Origin of the sequence: Nocardiopsis suaedae (assembly GCF_027706745.1) — a bacterium.
In the GTDB taxonomy this organism is placed as follows: domain Bacteria; phylum Actinomycetota; class Actinomycetes; order Streptosporangiales; family Streptosporangiaceae; genus Nocardiopsis_A; species Nocardiopsis_A suaedae.
Genome location: NZ_JAQFWP010000036.1, coordinates 52,228 through 66,158, shown reverse-complemented (window position 1 = coordinate 66,158; position 13,931 = coordinate 52,228). Strand labels below are relative to the sequence as shown.

Sequence of the window (13,931 nt, the reverse complement as noted above, 5' to 3'; positions counted from 1 at the left end):
GGTACTGCCTCCATGGTGTGGGGTGGGAGAGTAGGTTGCCGCCGCATTTTTTTGAGTGGGGGCGGGGTCCTTGTTTGGGCTCCGCCTCTTCTTTTTTTGCGCACACTTGTGAACATGTGAAAACGTGTTCACAAGCACTTCGGGGCACCCTTAATCCGCGATCTCGATGCTCATCGCATTCGCCAAAGCCAGCAGGAGCCCCTGGGCGTCCGTCGTCTTCACCGAGATCCCCTTCAGGCTCTCCACGCCCGTCACGCCGAACAGTTCGCAGTCGGCGAACCGGGCCTTCTCCGCCCTCGTGTGGTGGAAGCGCGCGCGTTCCAGGTTGCAGCCCTCGAACCGCACTCCCCTGATGTCCGCCTCCTGGAAGTCGACCTCGGACAGGTTGCAGTCGCGGAAGACCACGTCCTTGAACGTCGAATAGCCGAACGAGGCCATGTCGACCCTGCACCCCTCGAACACCGTGTCCCGGACGGTGCACGAGGACCACACCGAACCGGTCAGCCTGCTCCCGGTGACCGTCGCCCGCGTCAGCGACGCGTCCCGCACCCGCACCCCGGCCAGGTCCGCGTTCTTGAGGTCGACGTCCGACAGGAGGGCCCCGCGCAGGTTCGACCCCGTCAGACGGGTGTGGGTGAACGTGCACCCCTCGAACTCGGCCGCCAGGACCGCGCGGTCCGTGAGGTCCAGGCCCCCGAAGGCCAGGGCGAGGTACACGCCCTCGTCCCGCAGGTCGTGTTCGGGGAGGTCGGCCTCGGTCAGTTCACTCGGGATCTCGGGGGCCTGGGGGCGGGCGGTGCGTCCGGCCCGGTCGCGGTTCGACGATGGCATGGGGGCAGCCTAGTTCGCACCACGGACGGTTCCGCTCGTTGTAGGCTTCCCCCTCCACCGACCGCCCCTGCTCCCTCTCGAAGGGAAGACCGTCCCATGTCCTCTGAGACCTCGGCGAGGCTCCTGCGGCTGCTCTCCCTCTTCCAGGCCCGCAGGGACTGGACCGGAACCGAGCTCGCCGACCGGCTCGACGTGACACCGCGGACGGTGCGGCGCGACGTCCAACGCCTCCGGGACCTCGGCTATCCGGTGGACGCCACCCCCGGGGTGGCCGGGGGATACCGCCTGGGGGCGGGCTCGGCCCTGCCGCCGCTCCTCCTGGACGACGAGGAGGCGGTCGCCGTCGCCGTAGGGCTCCGGTCGGCCGCGGCCGGCGGGGCGCTCTCCGGGATCGAGGAGACCTCGGCCCGCGCGCTGGCCAAGCTGGAGCAGGTTCTCCCCTCCCGCCTGCGTCGCCGCGTCGGGGCCGTGCACGCCTACACCGACGCGATCGGGCGCCGCGCGCCGATGGTCGAGGGTGAGCACCTGACGGAGATCGCCGCGTGCTGCCGCGACGCGGAGAGCCTGCGGTTCGGGTACCGCGACTACACCGGGGCCGAGACGCGGCGCCTGGTGGAGCCGCACCGGATGGTGCACGTCTCGGGGCGCTGGTACCTGCTGGCCTGGGACGTGGACCGGGGCGACTGGCGGATCTTCCGGTTGGACCGGATCGAGTACCCGCTGTCCAGGGGGCCGCGCTTCCTCCCGCGCACTCCCCCGGACGACGCGGCCAGCTACGTGGCGAAGAGCATCTCCAGCTCCCCTTATTCGCACACGGCGCGGATCCTCCTGCACGCGCCCGAGGCGGAGGTGACGCAGCGGATCTCCCCTCTGGTCGGGGTGCTGACCTCAGTGGACGAGGGCACGTGCGAGCTGCGCACCGGCGCCCATGGGTGGGAGACCCTGGCGATCCACCTCGCGTTCCTCGGGTTCGAGTTCACCGTGCTGGAGCCGAAGGAACTGGTGGGGTACCTGCGGGATCTGCGGGACCGAATCGGGAGGGCGGTGGCCTCCGATGCCTCCCCAAGGGCCACCGGGGTCCCCGGCGACCCGGGCGCCCCGGGCTCCTCGCGCGTCCCACACGGGCCGAACGGGCCGTATGGGCCCCAGGGGGAAGGCGGTGCCGACGCTCAAGGCGGCCCGGAGGGCTGATCGCGGGGACGGAGCCGATGGAACCGCGGGGCGCCCCCTCGCCGCGGGAATGTCGACAAAACGGCAGGTCGCTATTTCGACTCGTCACTAAAGCGGGAAAGGACGTGTCCGAAACCCGGCTTCCCCGCCTCCCGCACCGCCCCGGGGCGTCGGCGCCGGGCACACGCATCCCCTGCCCGCACCGCCCATGGCCGTGGTGCGGGTCGCCGCGGCCGCGCCGTGCGGCCGCCGTCCCCTGCGGGGCCGTGTCCGGCCCTCCCCGCCCGGCCGCCGCGTCGTCAGCGGGGCGACGGCACGCCGGAAGAACGCGGGGCGGTCCCCGCGTGCCACCGTCGTCCGGCGGGGGAGCCGGTCAGAGACCTGCGGGGGCTAATCCTCGTCGTTGGCCGGAACAGGCGGTGCGTCCATGAGCTGGCGCACCAGCGCTATGAACTCTTCGTCGCTCATCGCGGCCCAGTCCACACGCTCGTTCATGGTGACCGGTTTCCCCGGCTTGAAGATCGATAAGCATGATGAGCCGGATCCGGCCGATGTCATCGCGGTGAACATGCCGTGGCGCCCGGTCGTGTCCGGTGGATCCCGATGGCGGACGATCCCGCCCGGCGGTCCTGCGGCCACCTCCCCGGCGGGCGGCCGGCGGTGGTGCGGCGCGGGCGGTGCGGTGGCGATGCGGCGCGGGCGCCGCGGATCAGATGCGGCGGTTCACCGCGCCCCGGCACTGCGGGCAGCGGCAGCGCTTGTTGAAGCCGGTCACCGTGCCGTGCGGGAGTTCGGGGTCGCGCTGGGCGGTGAGCGTGGCGTCGAGCTGCTCGCCGAACTGCCCGAGAATCCTGGCGGCGGAGAACACCCGCTGCGGGGTGAGGCCGAGCTCGCGCGCGGCGTCGTCGATGTGCGCCCCCTTGCGCAGCTTCGCGATGAGGCGCGAACGCACCGGCGGCGGGAACTCCTCCTCGGCGTTCGCGATCAACTGCTCGGCGTCGTCGATGGGGTGGCTCATTATCGTCCTTCTGAAGGGTCTGTCCTGGTGCATGGTACGCCTTCGGTGACCCATGTGTTCTGTGGTGACCCTGATCACCTGCGATGGAGGGAGCATTCCCGTTCGTGTAGGTGTTCAAGATGGACGAAAGTCGGGGCCTTGGGACCTAATTGGTTTTCCCCAGGCAGGGGCCGCGCGAATGGCGCCGCTCCCCGGACGGGGTGCGGCGTACCCGGTGACGCGGAGACGGCGCGGAACCCGAATCGCAGGTGCGCACCTTGGCCTGGCTCGTCATCGTCCTCTCCGGGCTCCTGGAAACCGTTTGGGCGACCGCCCTGGACCGGACCGAGGTTTCACCCGCCTCCTCCCCTCCCTCGTGTTCGCCGCCGCCCTCGCCGGAAGCATGGCGGGGCTCGCGTACGCGCTGCGCAGCATCCCGGTCGGCACCGGCTACGCCGTGTGGGCGGGCATCGGCGCGGTCGGCACCGCCGTCGTGGGGATGGTGTGGCCGGGGGAGCCGGAGAGCCTGCCGCGAATTCTGAGCCTGGTGTTGCTGATCTGCGGCATCGTGGGGCTGAAGGTCCTGCGCTGAGGGGGGAGGACGGCCCTCGCGGGGCACCGGCACGGGCCCATTCGCGGCCGATTTCTAGGAATTCATTGCTAGAGGCTAGGCATAGTGCTTCGCTAGTGCCACGGAAACGGTACTTCGCGTGTTCGGGGACAGCGCTATGACCAGCCCCACCGTCCGTCGACGCCGACTCAGCGCGGAGCTGCGGCGACGCCGTGTCCAAGCCGGGATGACGCTCAGCGACGTGGCCGACGTCCTGGAATGGTCCCCTGCCAAGCTGGGCCACATCGAGACGGGGATCCGCAAGTGGCCGTCGGTGATGGAGGTCTCGGCGCTGCTGAAGCTGTACGGGGTGACGGGAGGGCAGCGCGAGGCCATCCTCACCCTGGTGCGCGAGTCGCGGCTGCGCCCGTGGTGGACGGAGTACGAGGACGTGCTCTCCTCGGCCTACGTCGGCAACGAGGCCGGGGCGGTCGCCATCGACACCTACGCGGGCATCCTCGTCCCCGACCTGCTGCAGGTGCCCGAGTACACGGCGCTCCTGGCGCGGGCGCAGGGGCGGAGCGAGCGGTCGGTGGAGCGGATGGTGGCGGCCTACCTGAAGCGCCAGGAGGCGCTGGACCGGGACAGCCTGTGGCGGTACCACGCGGTGCTCGAAGAGGACGCGCTGCGCCGGGTGTCGGGCGACCCCGACCTGCTGCACGCGCAGCTGCGGCGCATCGTCGACCTGCAGCGCGGCAACGACCGCGTGACGGTGCGGCTACTGGCGGCGTCCGCGGGGCCGCACGCGGGGGCGGCGGGGCCGTTCACGGTGCTGGAGTTCGACGAGGACGAGGCGTCGCTGGCCTATGTGGACGCCCCGCACGGCGGCTCCATCGTGGAGTCGGAGGAGGGGGTGCGCGGCTGCCAGATGGTGTGGAGGCGGCTGAACGAGGCCGCCCTGACACCGGAGGAGACCCTGACCAACCTCAAGCGGCTGTCACTGCTGACCTGAGCCGTCCCCGCCGGCTTCCCTGTCGGCCTCCCCGGGGGCCTCCCCAGGGGCGGTTCCGGCCCCTGATCCGTCATCCCCGGGGTCCCCGTGGCCCCTGGTGCCTCTGACGCCCCCTACCCCCTCGTCCCCCCGGCCGAGCGCGGCTTCCGGGTCCCCTGTCCGCCTCTGGGCCTCCTCCGGTGCCTCCGCGGCGCCCTCCTCGCCTCCTGAGGGCGCGGGCAGGCCCGCGGCGGCGTAGGCGTCCTTCTCGTCCAGCGTCTCGTGCTCCAGGAGCGCGTGCGCCATGGCGTCCAAGCGCGCGCGGTTGTCGGCCAGGAGGCACCGGGCGGCCACGTAGCACTGCTCCACGATCCTCCGCACCTCGGAGTCGACGGCGTCCGGCGTCGCGGGGGCGAACACCTGGCCGGGGCGTTCGCCGTCTGGGCCGGGAAGCACCGTCATCGGCCCGATGGCCTCCGACATGTCACCGGCCTACCATCTGCCGGGCTATGGCGGTGGTGTTCTCCAGGTCGCTCTCAGCGCCTGTGGTGACCACGTCGAAGACCAGCGACTCGGCGGCCATGCCCCCTAGCGCGCCGGTGATGCGGCCCCTCAGGTAGGCGGTGTCGTAGCCGTACCGGTCGTCGTCGGGGGTGGACAGCGTCACCCCGAGGGCGCGGCCGCGGGGGACGATGGAGATCTTGCGGACCGGGTCGGCGCCGGGCTGGAGCATGCCCAGGAGCGCGTGGCCGGACTCGTGGCAGGCGGTACGGGTGCGCTCCCGCTCCGGCATCACGACCGCCCTGGCGGTGCCGAGCTGGACCTTCTCCAAGGCGTCGGCGAAGTCGGCCGCCCGCACCGCGTCCTCGCCGCGCCGGGCGGCCAGCGGCGCGGCCTCGTTCACCAGGTTGGCGAGGTCGGCGCCGGTCATTCCGGGGGGAGCGGGCGACGGCCCCGAGGTCGTCGTCGGGGCCGAGCGGGCGGGGCGCTCGGTGGTGAAGGAGGTGTAGGTGCCGCCCATGGAACCGCCGGGCACCTGCCGCGCCTTCTTGAGGGTGCCTCGATGGTGTCGCCGCGCGCGTAGACCTCCTTGACGTTGCCCGCGGCGACCTGTTGCGTGAAGGAGGTGTAGGGGACGGTGGCGGCGCCGCGGCCGTCGGTGAGCCAGGTGAGGCCGAAGGCGACCAGGTAGACGGCGGCGAGGGTGATGAAGAAGCGGATCCAGGACGCCCTGGGGCGCTCGCCGCCGGTGCCGTCGCCGTCGGTGTCGCCGGTGCCGCGCTCGCGCCCGGGCTCCCCGGCGGGCATCCCCTCGGTGCGCCAGGGGCTCCGGGGGCCCGGTCCGAGTCCTTCCCGGCGGCCCGGCCGCGGCGCCCCTCCCCCGCGGCCGGGCCGCCTGGCCGGTCCCGGCCCGCCCCCTTGCGTTCGTCGGCCATGCTCCGCATCCCCGCGTCTGCGCTGCTCACGCTAGGTCGGCGGGCGGTTCGGGGGTGTCCGGACACGCCCAGGCCGCGCCGAATCGAAGCGGCGCCGGCGCCGCCCGCGACCTGGGACGCCGGGGGAAACACGCGGCGGGGCGGGAGATCCGCCGGGGGGTTGCTAGTCTGCAGGGAGACAACCCCATAAAGTTCTCTACCGACGCCTTCCGCTCGGATGGAAGGGCAGAGGGACTCCGGCCTGGTGCCGGGGGCTTTCGCTCTCCGAGCCGCGCGTCCTTTCCTGACCCGAATATCCGTGATCGAAGAAGGGGTCCACGCCGTGAAGAAGATCATCGTGCTGGTGCTGGTGGCCCTCGGGGCGTTCGCCGTTTACCGGAAGATCCAGGCCGACCGTGCCGAGCTCGACCTGTGGACGGAAGCCACCGCGGCCAGCGAGAACTAGTCCAGCGCAGACCGGCGAGCCACGGCACGGCCGCGTGCCGGTGGCTGCCGTCTGCGTTCCACCTGTGGGCGGCGTTCGTCCCCTTGCGGCGCCCACACACCATCCCCTCCGCGAGGGCGGTATGCTCTACGCGTTCCCATGCCGCCGCGGCGGCATGCCCGGGGCCATAGCTCAGTTGGCAGAGCGCTGGTTTTGCATACCAGAGGTCAGGGGTTCGACTCCCCTTGGCTCCACTCGCATCGACTCAGGTCGCAGACGTGACGACGGCCGCCTTCCCCCTCAGGGAGGGCGGCCGTCGCCCATTCCGTGCACATGCGTCCGGCCGGGATCACGCGGCGGACCGCTTGCCGCCATGGCGCTTCGCCTGTTCCTCCTCCTTCCCGAGCGCCCTCGTCCGCCGGTCGTCGTCAGGGTTTCCGATCAGTCGTGTGCCGTGGCCGGGGCCGACGTGTCGAGGGTGGGTCCGGTCGGTGGGCCCGGTCTGGTGCGCAGGAGCGCGACGGTGAGAACCGCGCCGGTCGCGGCCAGCGCGGCCGCGACCGCGAAGGCGAGATTGAGGCTGCTCAGGTAAGCGTCCGGCATCGCCGACCGCCTGCTCGCCAGCTCGGCGATCAGCAGCACGACGGTGACCCCGAGTCCTGACCCGACGCGTTGTGCGGTGTTCACGATTCCCGCCGCGATCCCGGCGTCGGCTTCGTCGACCGCCGCGAGCGCGGGCGCGGTTACGCCGACGAAGGCCGCGGGCAGGCCGATGCCGAGCAGCACCGCACCGGGCAGCACATCGGTCAGGTAGTCCCCGTGCTCGGGCAGGCGGGCGAACAGGGCCATGGCCACGGCCTGCAGTCCGAGGCCGGCGGTCAGCACCCGCCAAGCGCCGAGCCGGTCCAGCGCCAACGGGAGCAGGGTGCGGGAGATGACGATGTTCGCCGCGGCCACGGGCAGCACCGCCAGGCCCGACTCGGTAGGGCTGTAGTGCTGGGTGTTCTGTAGGTAGAGCGCCAGCAAGGCGAAGGCGGGCACGTGTGCCGCGCCGACCAGCGCGTTCACGATGGCCGATCCGCGCACCTGGCGGACGGTGAACAGGCGCAGCGGCATGAGCGGGTGCTCGCTGCGTGCTTCCAGGAGGAGGAAGCCGATCAGCAGCGCCAGCCCGGTCGCGAGCAGCGCCCACGCCGGGGTGCGGGTCGCTGCGTCGCCGAGCGCCCCGATGGCATAGCCGATGCTCAGCAACGCCGCGGTGCCGGTGACGGCGCCCGGTACGTCGAGTCGGCCGACGGCACGACCCGACCGTGCCGGATCGGCCGGCAGCATCCGGCCGAATGCCAGCGCCAGCACGCCGACGGGCAGGTTGATCAGGAAGATCGACGGCCAGCCGAACAGGTCGGTGAGGGGGCCGCCCAGTGCGGTGCCGATGGCCGCGCCCGCCGCCGCCATGGCGCTCCACACTCCGAAGGCGCGATGACGCGCGGCGGGCTCGGTGAACGTCGTGGCCAGCAGGGCCAGTTGGGCGGGGATGAGCACGGCCGCCCCGAGTCCCTGCAACGCTCTGGCACCGATCAGGACGGCGGGTGTCGGGGCCGATGCGGCCAGCGCCGAGGCCGCGGTGAACACGATGAGTCCGCCGGTGAACACCCGGCGCGGTCCGAGGAGGTCGGCGGCGCGCCCGCCGAGCAGCATGAAGCCGCCGAACGCCAGCAGGTAGGCGTTGGTCACCCAGCCCAGTCCCGCCTCGTCCAGTCCGAGGTCCGCGCCGATGCTGGGCAGCGCCACGTTCAGCACGGTCGTGTCCAGGAAGACCACGAGCTCCACGGCCGTGATCACCAGCAGGATCATCCAGTCTTTCGCTCCGAGTACGCCTTTGGCGGCCATGCGGCCCCCTTTCACTAGAGTGTCGCTACAGCCAGATTCCGCTAGAGTTGCACTCTAGTCAAGTAGGGTGTGCGGCATGACACGGAAGAGCACGGGGGCACGGGCGGCCAAGACGGCGGCCAATCGGGCGAAAATGCTGGCGGCGGCGCGAGAGCTGTTCACCACGCGCGGCTATCCGCAGACCACGATGCGGGCCATCGCCGATGAGGCGGGCATGGCGGTACAGACGCTGTACTTCACCTTCGCCACCAAACGCGCGATCCTGTCCGAACTCCTCGACACCGAGATCGCCGGCGACACCGAACCGGTCGCCACCATGGACCGCCCGTGGTTCGCCGACGTGCTGGCGGCCCCGCCGGCCGAACAGCTCAGGCTTCAGGCCGCCGCGGCGGCGGCGATCTACGCCCGCGTCAGTTCACTGCTGGAGGCGGTCCGGTCGGCCGCGGCGGCCGACCCCGAACTCGCCGACCTCTGGCAGACCAACATCGATCAACGCCACCAGGTCCAAGTGCGACTCGCCGAAGCCCTCGCCGCCAAGACGACCCTGCGGGAGGGCATGACCGTGACCCGGGCCGCCGACGTCGCACTCGCCGTCCTCAGCCCCGAGACCTACCGGCTGCTCGTCCATCAATGCGGCTGGACCGGCGCGGAGTGGGAATCCTGGGCCACCGACGCTCTCACGCTGCAGTTGCTCCCGCCTGAACCGGAGGATGCCCGATGACGGTGCTGATACGCGGCGGTCACGGAGCGATCGGCCCCCGCCTGGTGCGGCTGTCGCGCGAGAAGGGCATCCAGGTTCATCGCCGCCATGGCGACGGCCGTCCGCGTCTCCGTCGGGACTTGGTCCGGTAACGGCGGAGCGGCCTCACCGGCGGCTCGATGGCCGAGCGGTCCCGACATGCCCGTGAATGCTCCGTGCGGAGCCGGGTCGCCCCACGTCCGGCCAGTGGGGGCCGAGGCAGGGGGCGGGGTTGGCCTGGGCCCGGTCGGCGAGGATCTTGGCCGGGCCCGCCGTCTGGGCCCCGCCGGGAGGCAGGTTCCGCTTCAGCGCGAAGACCGGCGCCGCGTCGCGTTCGGCCGCGAAGTCCACGACGATGCGGATGGCCTCAGCTCGTCGTTCTCGGCGGCTGTGGGGGGCGGGCGGCATCTGTGCCGGGCCGCATCGCGCTGTTCGCCTCTCGGAGGCGGGTGAGGCGTGCGAGGGCCACAGCGGCGCTCGCGAGCGCCCCGACGAGTAGGAGGACGGTCGCGGCCGGCCACAGCGCGAATGCGTCGACCGGCGTCGCCGGGTTGCCGGGGCCGGACGTGAGACCGATGAAGAGGACGAATGCGGCGGTCGGCATCAGCGCCAGTGGAATCAGCCTCATCGCCCGCCTCCACACCGGCGACGCGCGGTGGCGTGACGCCCAACGTCCCGCGCGGCGTGCGCCTCGGGTCGCCAGGGCGACGACGAGCAGGGTGACCAGGAGCAGGCCGAGATCGATGAGCGTCGGGACGGGTGCCGGGATCTCGGGCGACGCACCGCGGGCGATGTCGATGAGTCCGGTGCTCACGGTGAACGGATGCTGGTAAGTGGGGGTGTAGCTGTCCATCAGGACGACCGTCGCCGTCCCGGTCGAGGGGACGACATCGATGCGTGCACTGCTCCGGGGCAGCGCGCCATCGTGGCCCACGCGCGCGGGATCGGCGGTGGAGGTGTGCTGCCAGCCGAGGCCGTACGTTCCGGCGCCCTCCTGGGTCTCCATGGAGCGGCGTACGAGGTCGTCGGACAGGAGCCGGGTCCCGTCGGAGGCGGTCCCACCGCGTTGGATCATGGCGAGGAACGCACTGATGTCGTCGGCGGTGCTCACGATGCCGCCGGAGCCGCCGACGTCGCTCGACATCTCCCGCAGGGGGATCGACGTCCCGTAGGCGGTGACGTGTCCGCGCGTGAACGCCTCGGCGTCGTTGGTGGAGTGCACCGAGAACGTGTCGTCCATTCCGAGCGGAGCGAAGACCTCGTCCTCGAGGTACCGGTCGAACGGCGTGTCCGTCGCGGCCTCGACGACGCGCGCCAGGGTCCGGTAGTTGAGGTTGCTGTAGGCGTACGTCGTGCCCGGTGTGGAGGCCAGGTCCAGGTCGGCGATCTCGGCCACGCTCTCGGCATACGAGGACGCGGCGGGGATGATCATGGGATTCGGCAGGCCGGAGGTGTGCGACAGGAGCATCCGGACGGTGATCCCCCCGGCCCCCTCGCCGCCGATGGAGAACTCGGGCAGCACCGTCTGAACAGGGGTGTCGAGGCCGATGCGTCCCTCGTCGACGAGCTGGAGGACGGCGAAGGCCGTGAAGGCCTTCGAGACCGACGCGGCGGGCACCGGTGAATCGGGGCCGAGGCCGCCGACGCCCCCGCGGGCGGCGGCCTCGCCGTCTTGGAGCACCGCGTACGACAGGCCCGGCAGGCCCTGCCGATCCGCGTAGGCCGCGACGTACGCGTCCGCCGCGTCCTTCACCGAGCCCTCCGGCCCGCTCGGATCCGCCGCCGCCGGATGCGCCGGCGCCAGCAGGCCCAGCGACGCCGCGGCCGCCAGGAGCCCTCGCACGGCGGCGCCGGGTCCGCGCTGGAGCGCCCGTGTCCGGCCGGCCATGGGCCCGTTCACCGTCATCGGCCCTCCGGCGCGGAGGTCCGTCCTGGGGCGAGCTTCCCGATGACCCAGGCCATGGCCTCGGTGACCGCGCCGCGTGAAGCGTCGGAGTGGTCGAGCATGTCGAACCCGTGCCGCCCCTCGGGGACGTCGATGATGTCGAGAGCGACGTCGTGCTCCTCAGCGGCGGCGACGAAGGCTTCGACCCCGGTGGCGAACTCGGGCCGCTCACGCCCCACCCGGGTGAGCAGGACGGGAAGCCCGCTTGTAGCGGAGAGGGCCTCGATGGGGCGGAAGCGTGCCTCGAGTTCCCGGTCCGGTCCGGGCGCGAGGACCGGGTAGGTCGCGGCGATGCAGCGCAGCCACGGCGGAGGGGCGTCCAACCACTCCGCCGCCAGCAGCCCGGCGCCCGAGAAGAACCACAACGCGACGCGGTCAGGGTCCACTCCCGGGAGCCGACGCGCGGCGCCGACCGCTTCGGCGACGTCATCGGCCGCGTCGGCGCGCTGCTCGAGCGAGTGGAACCGGTGGTCGAACATCACCCCGACCGCGCCGCTCGCCGCCGCGAGCGAGCAGTAGCCGCCGAAGAGCGGTGAGTCCCGCGGGGTGGGGGAGGCGTTAGCCGGAAGGGGGCCGCCGTGGACGAACACGACGGCCGGCTTCGCGCTTCGGACTGCTGCTTCGGTCCCGGCCCCGGTCCCGGTCTCGGGAGCGGGCCGGTACACGTCCAGGACGCCGTGCCGCTCGCGGTCGGTGGGGACGACGGGGACGACGAATCGGTGAGTGGCCAATGGTCCTCCGTGAGCCTGGTCGGGGCGGCGGGTCAGGGCGTGGAGCGGTGGCGGCTCAGCTGGTCGATGGCCCAGAGCGCCCACTCCCGTACGGTCTGGTCGACGCGCACGCCGAACTCCGCCGCGATGTGGCCGAACCCCTCCGGGCCGGGCGGGACCGTGTCGCCGTACGGGGCCCGGGCACGGCGGAGCTCGGCCGCTTCGGTGTCGACGTGGTCGATGACGCGGCGCAGCACGGTGATCGCGTCGTCCGGGTCGAGCACGGACAGGAGGAACATCCTCAGCACCGGTTCGTTGCGCATCTTCGACGGGCCCACCGGATCGTCCATGAGCCACGACCGCAGTTCGCGGCGGCCCGCGTCGGTGATCGCGTAGGTGCGGCGCCCGCGTGGGCCTTCGCCGCGGTCCGCGATCAGCCCCTTCCCGAGGAGCCGGTTCAGCTCCGGATAGACGCTGGTGTGGCCGGCCTTCCAGGCGAACCGGCCGACTGGGCCCTCCGCGAGCTCCTTCGACAGCTCGTAGCCGCTGCGCGGTTCGGTGGCCAGGAGTCCCAGCAGGGCGTGCGGCAATGACATGCGGCCACTCTACGTGTCATTTTCGACATGTCAATCATGACAGCGGCGGACCGCCGGTCACCGGGGGCGGGAGGCCGGCCCCCTGAGGAGCGCGTGGTACCCGCCCCGGTCGGACGGCCGGGGCGGGTACCGGGCCGGGGCGTTGCGCCGGTCCGCGTATTCGCGCCGGGCGCACGCCCTGCCCGTCGGTCACTTCTCCCGGGGCGGGCGGAGGAAGGCGGCGACCAGGGCCGCCGTGGCCACCGCGACGGCGGCGTCGATCCCGATCGCGAGGCGCAGGCCCGGCAGTAGGGCGGCGCCCGCCCCGGTCGCGATCGCCGACATCACCGGGGTCCCCAGCGCGATGCCGACCTGCTGGCTCAACGTCACCAGGCCGGTCGCCAGGCCCTGCCGGTCGGCGGGGACCCCCGCGGTGGAGGCCACGGTGTAGCCGACGATCACGGCGAGGTTCGCGGCGCCGCCGATGAACGCGGCCACCAGCAGCGGGACCAGCCATGCGCGGTCGTCGGAGACGAACGCCAGCGGGAGGGTCGCGGCGGCCTGGACGACGAACCCGATCACGATCGTGGTCGCGGCGTTCGTCCGGCCGATGATCTTCGGGGCGGCGAGGCCGCCCAGGACCGTGCCGATGCCCAGCACCCCCAGGATCAGCCCGGCGGAGAAGGCGGTGAAGCCGAGGATCTCCTGCAGGTACAGGGTCAGCAGGAACACGAGCGACGTCTCGGTCGCGAAGGCGAGGAGCCCCGCCGTGTTGCCCCAGGCGATGGTGCGGCGCCTCAGCAGCGACGTCGCCACCAGCGGCTTGGCGACGCGGGACTCGATCGCGAGGAAGACCGCGAACAGCACGGCCGCCCCCGCGATCGGCCCCCAGGCGCCGGGGTGCGCCCAGCCGTCGTGGCCCGCCGTGTCGATGCCGAAGACGAGGGAGGTCAGGGCGAGCGTGATGGTCACCGCGCCGGGGACGTCGAGCCTGGGCCTGCGCCCGCGGGCCGGTTCGCGCAGGACGAGCGGGCCGACGATGATCACTGCGGCGGCGACGGCGACGTTGATGAAGAACGCCCACCGCCACGAGACGGCCCCGGTGAGCACCCCGCCGAGGACCGCGCCGGCCGTGAACCCGGCGGCCATGAGCGCGCCGTTGAGCCCGAGCGCCCGGGAGCGGGTCGGCCCCTCGGGGAACATCGTGGTCATCAGCGACAGCGCGGCCGGGGTGACCATGGCGGTCGCCACGCCCTGTCCCACGCGGGCGGCGATCAGCACGGCGGGCCCGGCGGCGAGCCCTCCGGCCAGGGAGGAGGCGCCCAGCAGGACGATGCCGGCGAGGAACAGCCGCTTGCGCCCGAACAGGTCGGCGACGCGGCCGAAGAAGAGCGTGAACCCGGCGGCGCACAGCGCGAACGAGGTGACGATCCACTGCAGCGCCGAGGTGGCGAGCCCGAGTTCGCCGCCGATGTGCGGCAGGGCGACGTTGAGGATCGAGAAGTCGACGGCCAGGGTGAAGTTCGCCGTCAGCAGGACCGCCATGGCGGTCTTCTGCGCCGCGGTGAACCGTTCGGAGGGCGGGTCGGCCCGTCGCGCCGACGGGGGCGGGTTTTCGGTCGTGGTCATGGCCCTCACCCTCAGCCGCCCGGAACCTGGCAGCCAGCCTCCCC

Annotated in this window: 15 protein-coding genes, 1 tRNA gene and 1 pseudogene; 6 read left to right on the top strand and 11 right to left on the bottom strand. The window is 72.4% G+C overall.

Annotation, left to right across the window (positions count from 1 at the left end):
* Positions 1 to 150: 150 nt before the first annotated feature.
* Entirely contained in the window at positions 151 to 831 is a 681-nt protein-coding gene (locus tag O4U47_RS18725; RefSeq protein WP_270679187.1) for a pentapeptide repeat-containing protein, read from the bottom strand.
* Between the two features lie 96 nt (positions 832 to 927).
* Here O4U47_RS18725 and O4U47_RS18720 point away from each other — a divergent pair, with 96 nt between their 5' ends.
* On the top strand, positions 928 to 2,022 hold the full coding sequence (locus O4U47_RS18720; RefSeq protein WP_270679186.1) for a WYL domain-containing protein: 1,095 nt from the start codon (positions 928 to 930) through the stop codon (positions 2,020 to 2,022).
* A 369-nt stretch (positions 2,023 to 2,391) separates the two neighbouring features.
* Here O4U47_RS18720 and O4U47_RS18715 read toward each other — a convergent pair whose 3' ends face one another.
* A complete protein-coding gene (locus O4U47_RS18715) occupies positions 2,392 to 2,571 on the bottom strand; it encodes a hypothetical protein (protein WP_270679190.1) in 180 nt (59 codons plus the stop codon).
* A 139-nt stretch (positions 2,572 to 2,710) separates the two neighbouring features.
* Complete coding sequence (locus tag O4U47_RS18710; RefSeq protein ID WP_270679185.1) at positions 2,711 to 3,019, bottom strand: hypothetical protein; 309 nt, start codon at positions 3,017 to 3,019, stop codon at positions 2,711 to 2,713.
* 257 nt (positions 3,020 to 3,276) lie between these two features.
* Between O4U47_RS18710 and O4U47_RS18705 the strand changes: the two are divergent.
* Both O4U47_RS18705 and O4U47_RS18700 read left to right on the top strand, forming a co-directional pair.
* Positions 3,277 to 3,590, top strand: a pseudogene (locus O4U47_RS18705) (DMT family transporter).
* Between the two features lie 136 nt (positions 3,591 to 3,726).
* Complete coding sequence (locus tag O4U47_RS18700) at positions 3,727 to 4,560, top strand: helix-turn-helix domain-containing protein (RefSeq protein WP_270679184.1); 834 nt, start codon at positions 3,727 to 3,729, stop codon at positions 4,558 to 4,560.
* Here O4U47_RS18700 and O4U47_RS18695 read toward each other — a convergent pair.
* The 3 genes from O4U47_RS18695 to O4U47_RS31315 are packed head-to-tail and all read right to left on the bottom strand — an operon-like array spanning position 4,546 to position 5,847.
* Positions 4,546 to 5,022 carry a hypothetical protein gene (locus O4U47_RS18695; RefSeq protein ID WP_270679183.1) on the bottom strand — a complete coding sequence of 159 codons (477 nt, stop codon included), beginning with the start codon at positions 5,020 to 5,022 and terminating at the stop codon, positions 4,546 to 4,548. The genes O4U47_RS18700 and O4U47_RS18695 overlap by 15 nt on opposite strands.
* A 1-nt stretch (position 5,023) precedes the next feature.
* Positions 5,024 to 5,575 carry an ATP-dependent metallopeptidase FtsH/Yme1/Tma family protein gene (locus tag O4U47_RS18690; RefSeq protein WP_270679182.1) on the bottom strand — a complete coding sequence of 184 codons (552 nt, stop codon included), beginning with the start codon at positions 5,573 to 5,575 and terminating at the stop codon, positions 5,024 to 5,026.
* Positions 5,467 to 5,847, bottom strand: coding sequence for an ATP-dependent metallopeptidase FtsH/Yme1/Tma family protein (locus O4U47_RS31315; protein ID WP_408638992.1), 381 nt, complete (start codon positions 5,845 to 5,847; stop codon positions 5,467 to 5,469). Before O4U47_RS31315 ends, O4U47_RS18690 begins: the two co-directional genes overlap by 109 nt.
* A gap of 450 nt (positions 5,848 to 6,297) precedes the next feature.
* On the opposite strand from O4U47_RS31315, the gene O4U47_RS18685 reads away from it, so the two are divergent.
* Positions 6,298 to 6,420 (top strand): DLW-39 family protein, encoded by a 123-nt coding sequence (locus O4U47_RS18685; RefSeq protein WP_017595396.1) that lies wholly within the window; start codon positions 6,298 to 6,300, stop codon positions 6,418 to 6,420.
* A gap of 160 nt (positions 6,421 to 6,580) precedes the next feature.
* Positions 6,581 to 6,653: transfer RNA gene (locus O4U47_RS18680), tRNA-Ala, on the top strand.
* Positions 6,654 to 6,840: 187 nt separating this feature from the next.
* Here O4U47_RS18680 and O4U47_RS18675 read toward each other — a convergent pair.
* Positions 6,841 to 8,289 (bottom strand): MFS transporter, encoded by a 1,449-nt coding sequence (locus O4U47_RS18675; RefSeq protein ID WP_270679181.1) that lies wholly within the window; start codon positions 8,287 to 8,289, stop codon positions 6,841 to 6,843.
* 76 nt (positions 8,290 to 8,365) lie between these two features.
* Here O4U47_RS18675 and O4U47_RS18670 point away from each other — a divergent pair, with 76 nt between their 5' ends.
* Positions 8,366 to 9,010 carry a TetR/AcrR family transcriptional regulator gene (locus O4U47_RS18670; RefSeq protein ID WP_270679180.1) on the top strand — a complete coding sequence of 215 codons (645 nt, stop codon included), beginning with the start codon at positions 8,366 to 8,368 and terminating at the stop codon, positions 9,008 to 9,010.
* Positions 9,011 to 9,395: 385 nt separating this feature from the next.
* Here the strand turns inward: O4U47_RS18670 and O4U47_RS18665 are convergent, their stop codons facing one another.
* From O4U47_RS18665 to O4U47_RS18650, 4 genes are all read right to left on the bottom strand, one after another.
* Complete coding sequence (locus O4U47_RS18665; protein WP_270679179.1) at positions 9,396 to 10,934, bottom strand: serine hydrolase domain-containing protein; 1,539 nt, start codon at positions 10,932 to 10,934, stop codon at positions 9,396 to 9,398.
* The gene (locus O4U47_RS18660) at positions 10,931 to 11,704 is read right to left on the bottom strand and encodes an alpha/beta hydrolase (protein WP_270679178.1); all 774 of its coding nucleotides are present in this window, start codon (positions 11,702 to 11,704) and stop codon (positions 10,931 to 10,933) included. The genes O4U47_RS18665 and O4U47_RS18660 overlap by 4 nt, the downstream gene beginning before the upstream one ends.
* A gap of 32 nt (positions 11,705 to 11,736) precedes the next feature.
* Positions 11,737 to 12,279, bottom strand: a complete 543-nt coding sequence (locus tag O4U47_RS18655; RefSeq protein WP_270679177.1) for a PadR family transcriptional regulator — start codon at positions 12,277 to 12,279, stop codon at positions 11,737 to 11,739.
* Between the two features lie 189 nt (positions 12,280 to 12,468).
* Positions 12,469 to 13,887: an MFS transporter gene (locus O4U47_RS18650; RefSeq protein WP_270679176.1), complete on the bottom strand. Its 1,419-nt coding sequence runs from the start codon at positions 13,885 to 13,887 to the stop codon at positions 12,469 to 12,471.
* Positions 13,888 to 13,931 lie beyond the last annotated feature (44 nt).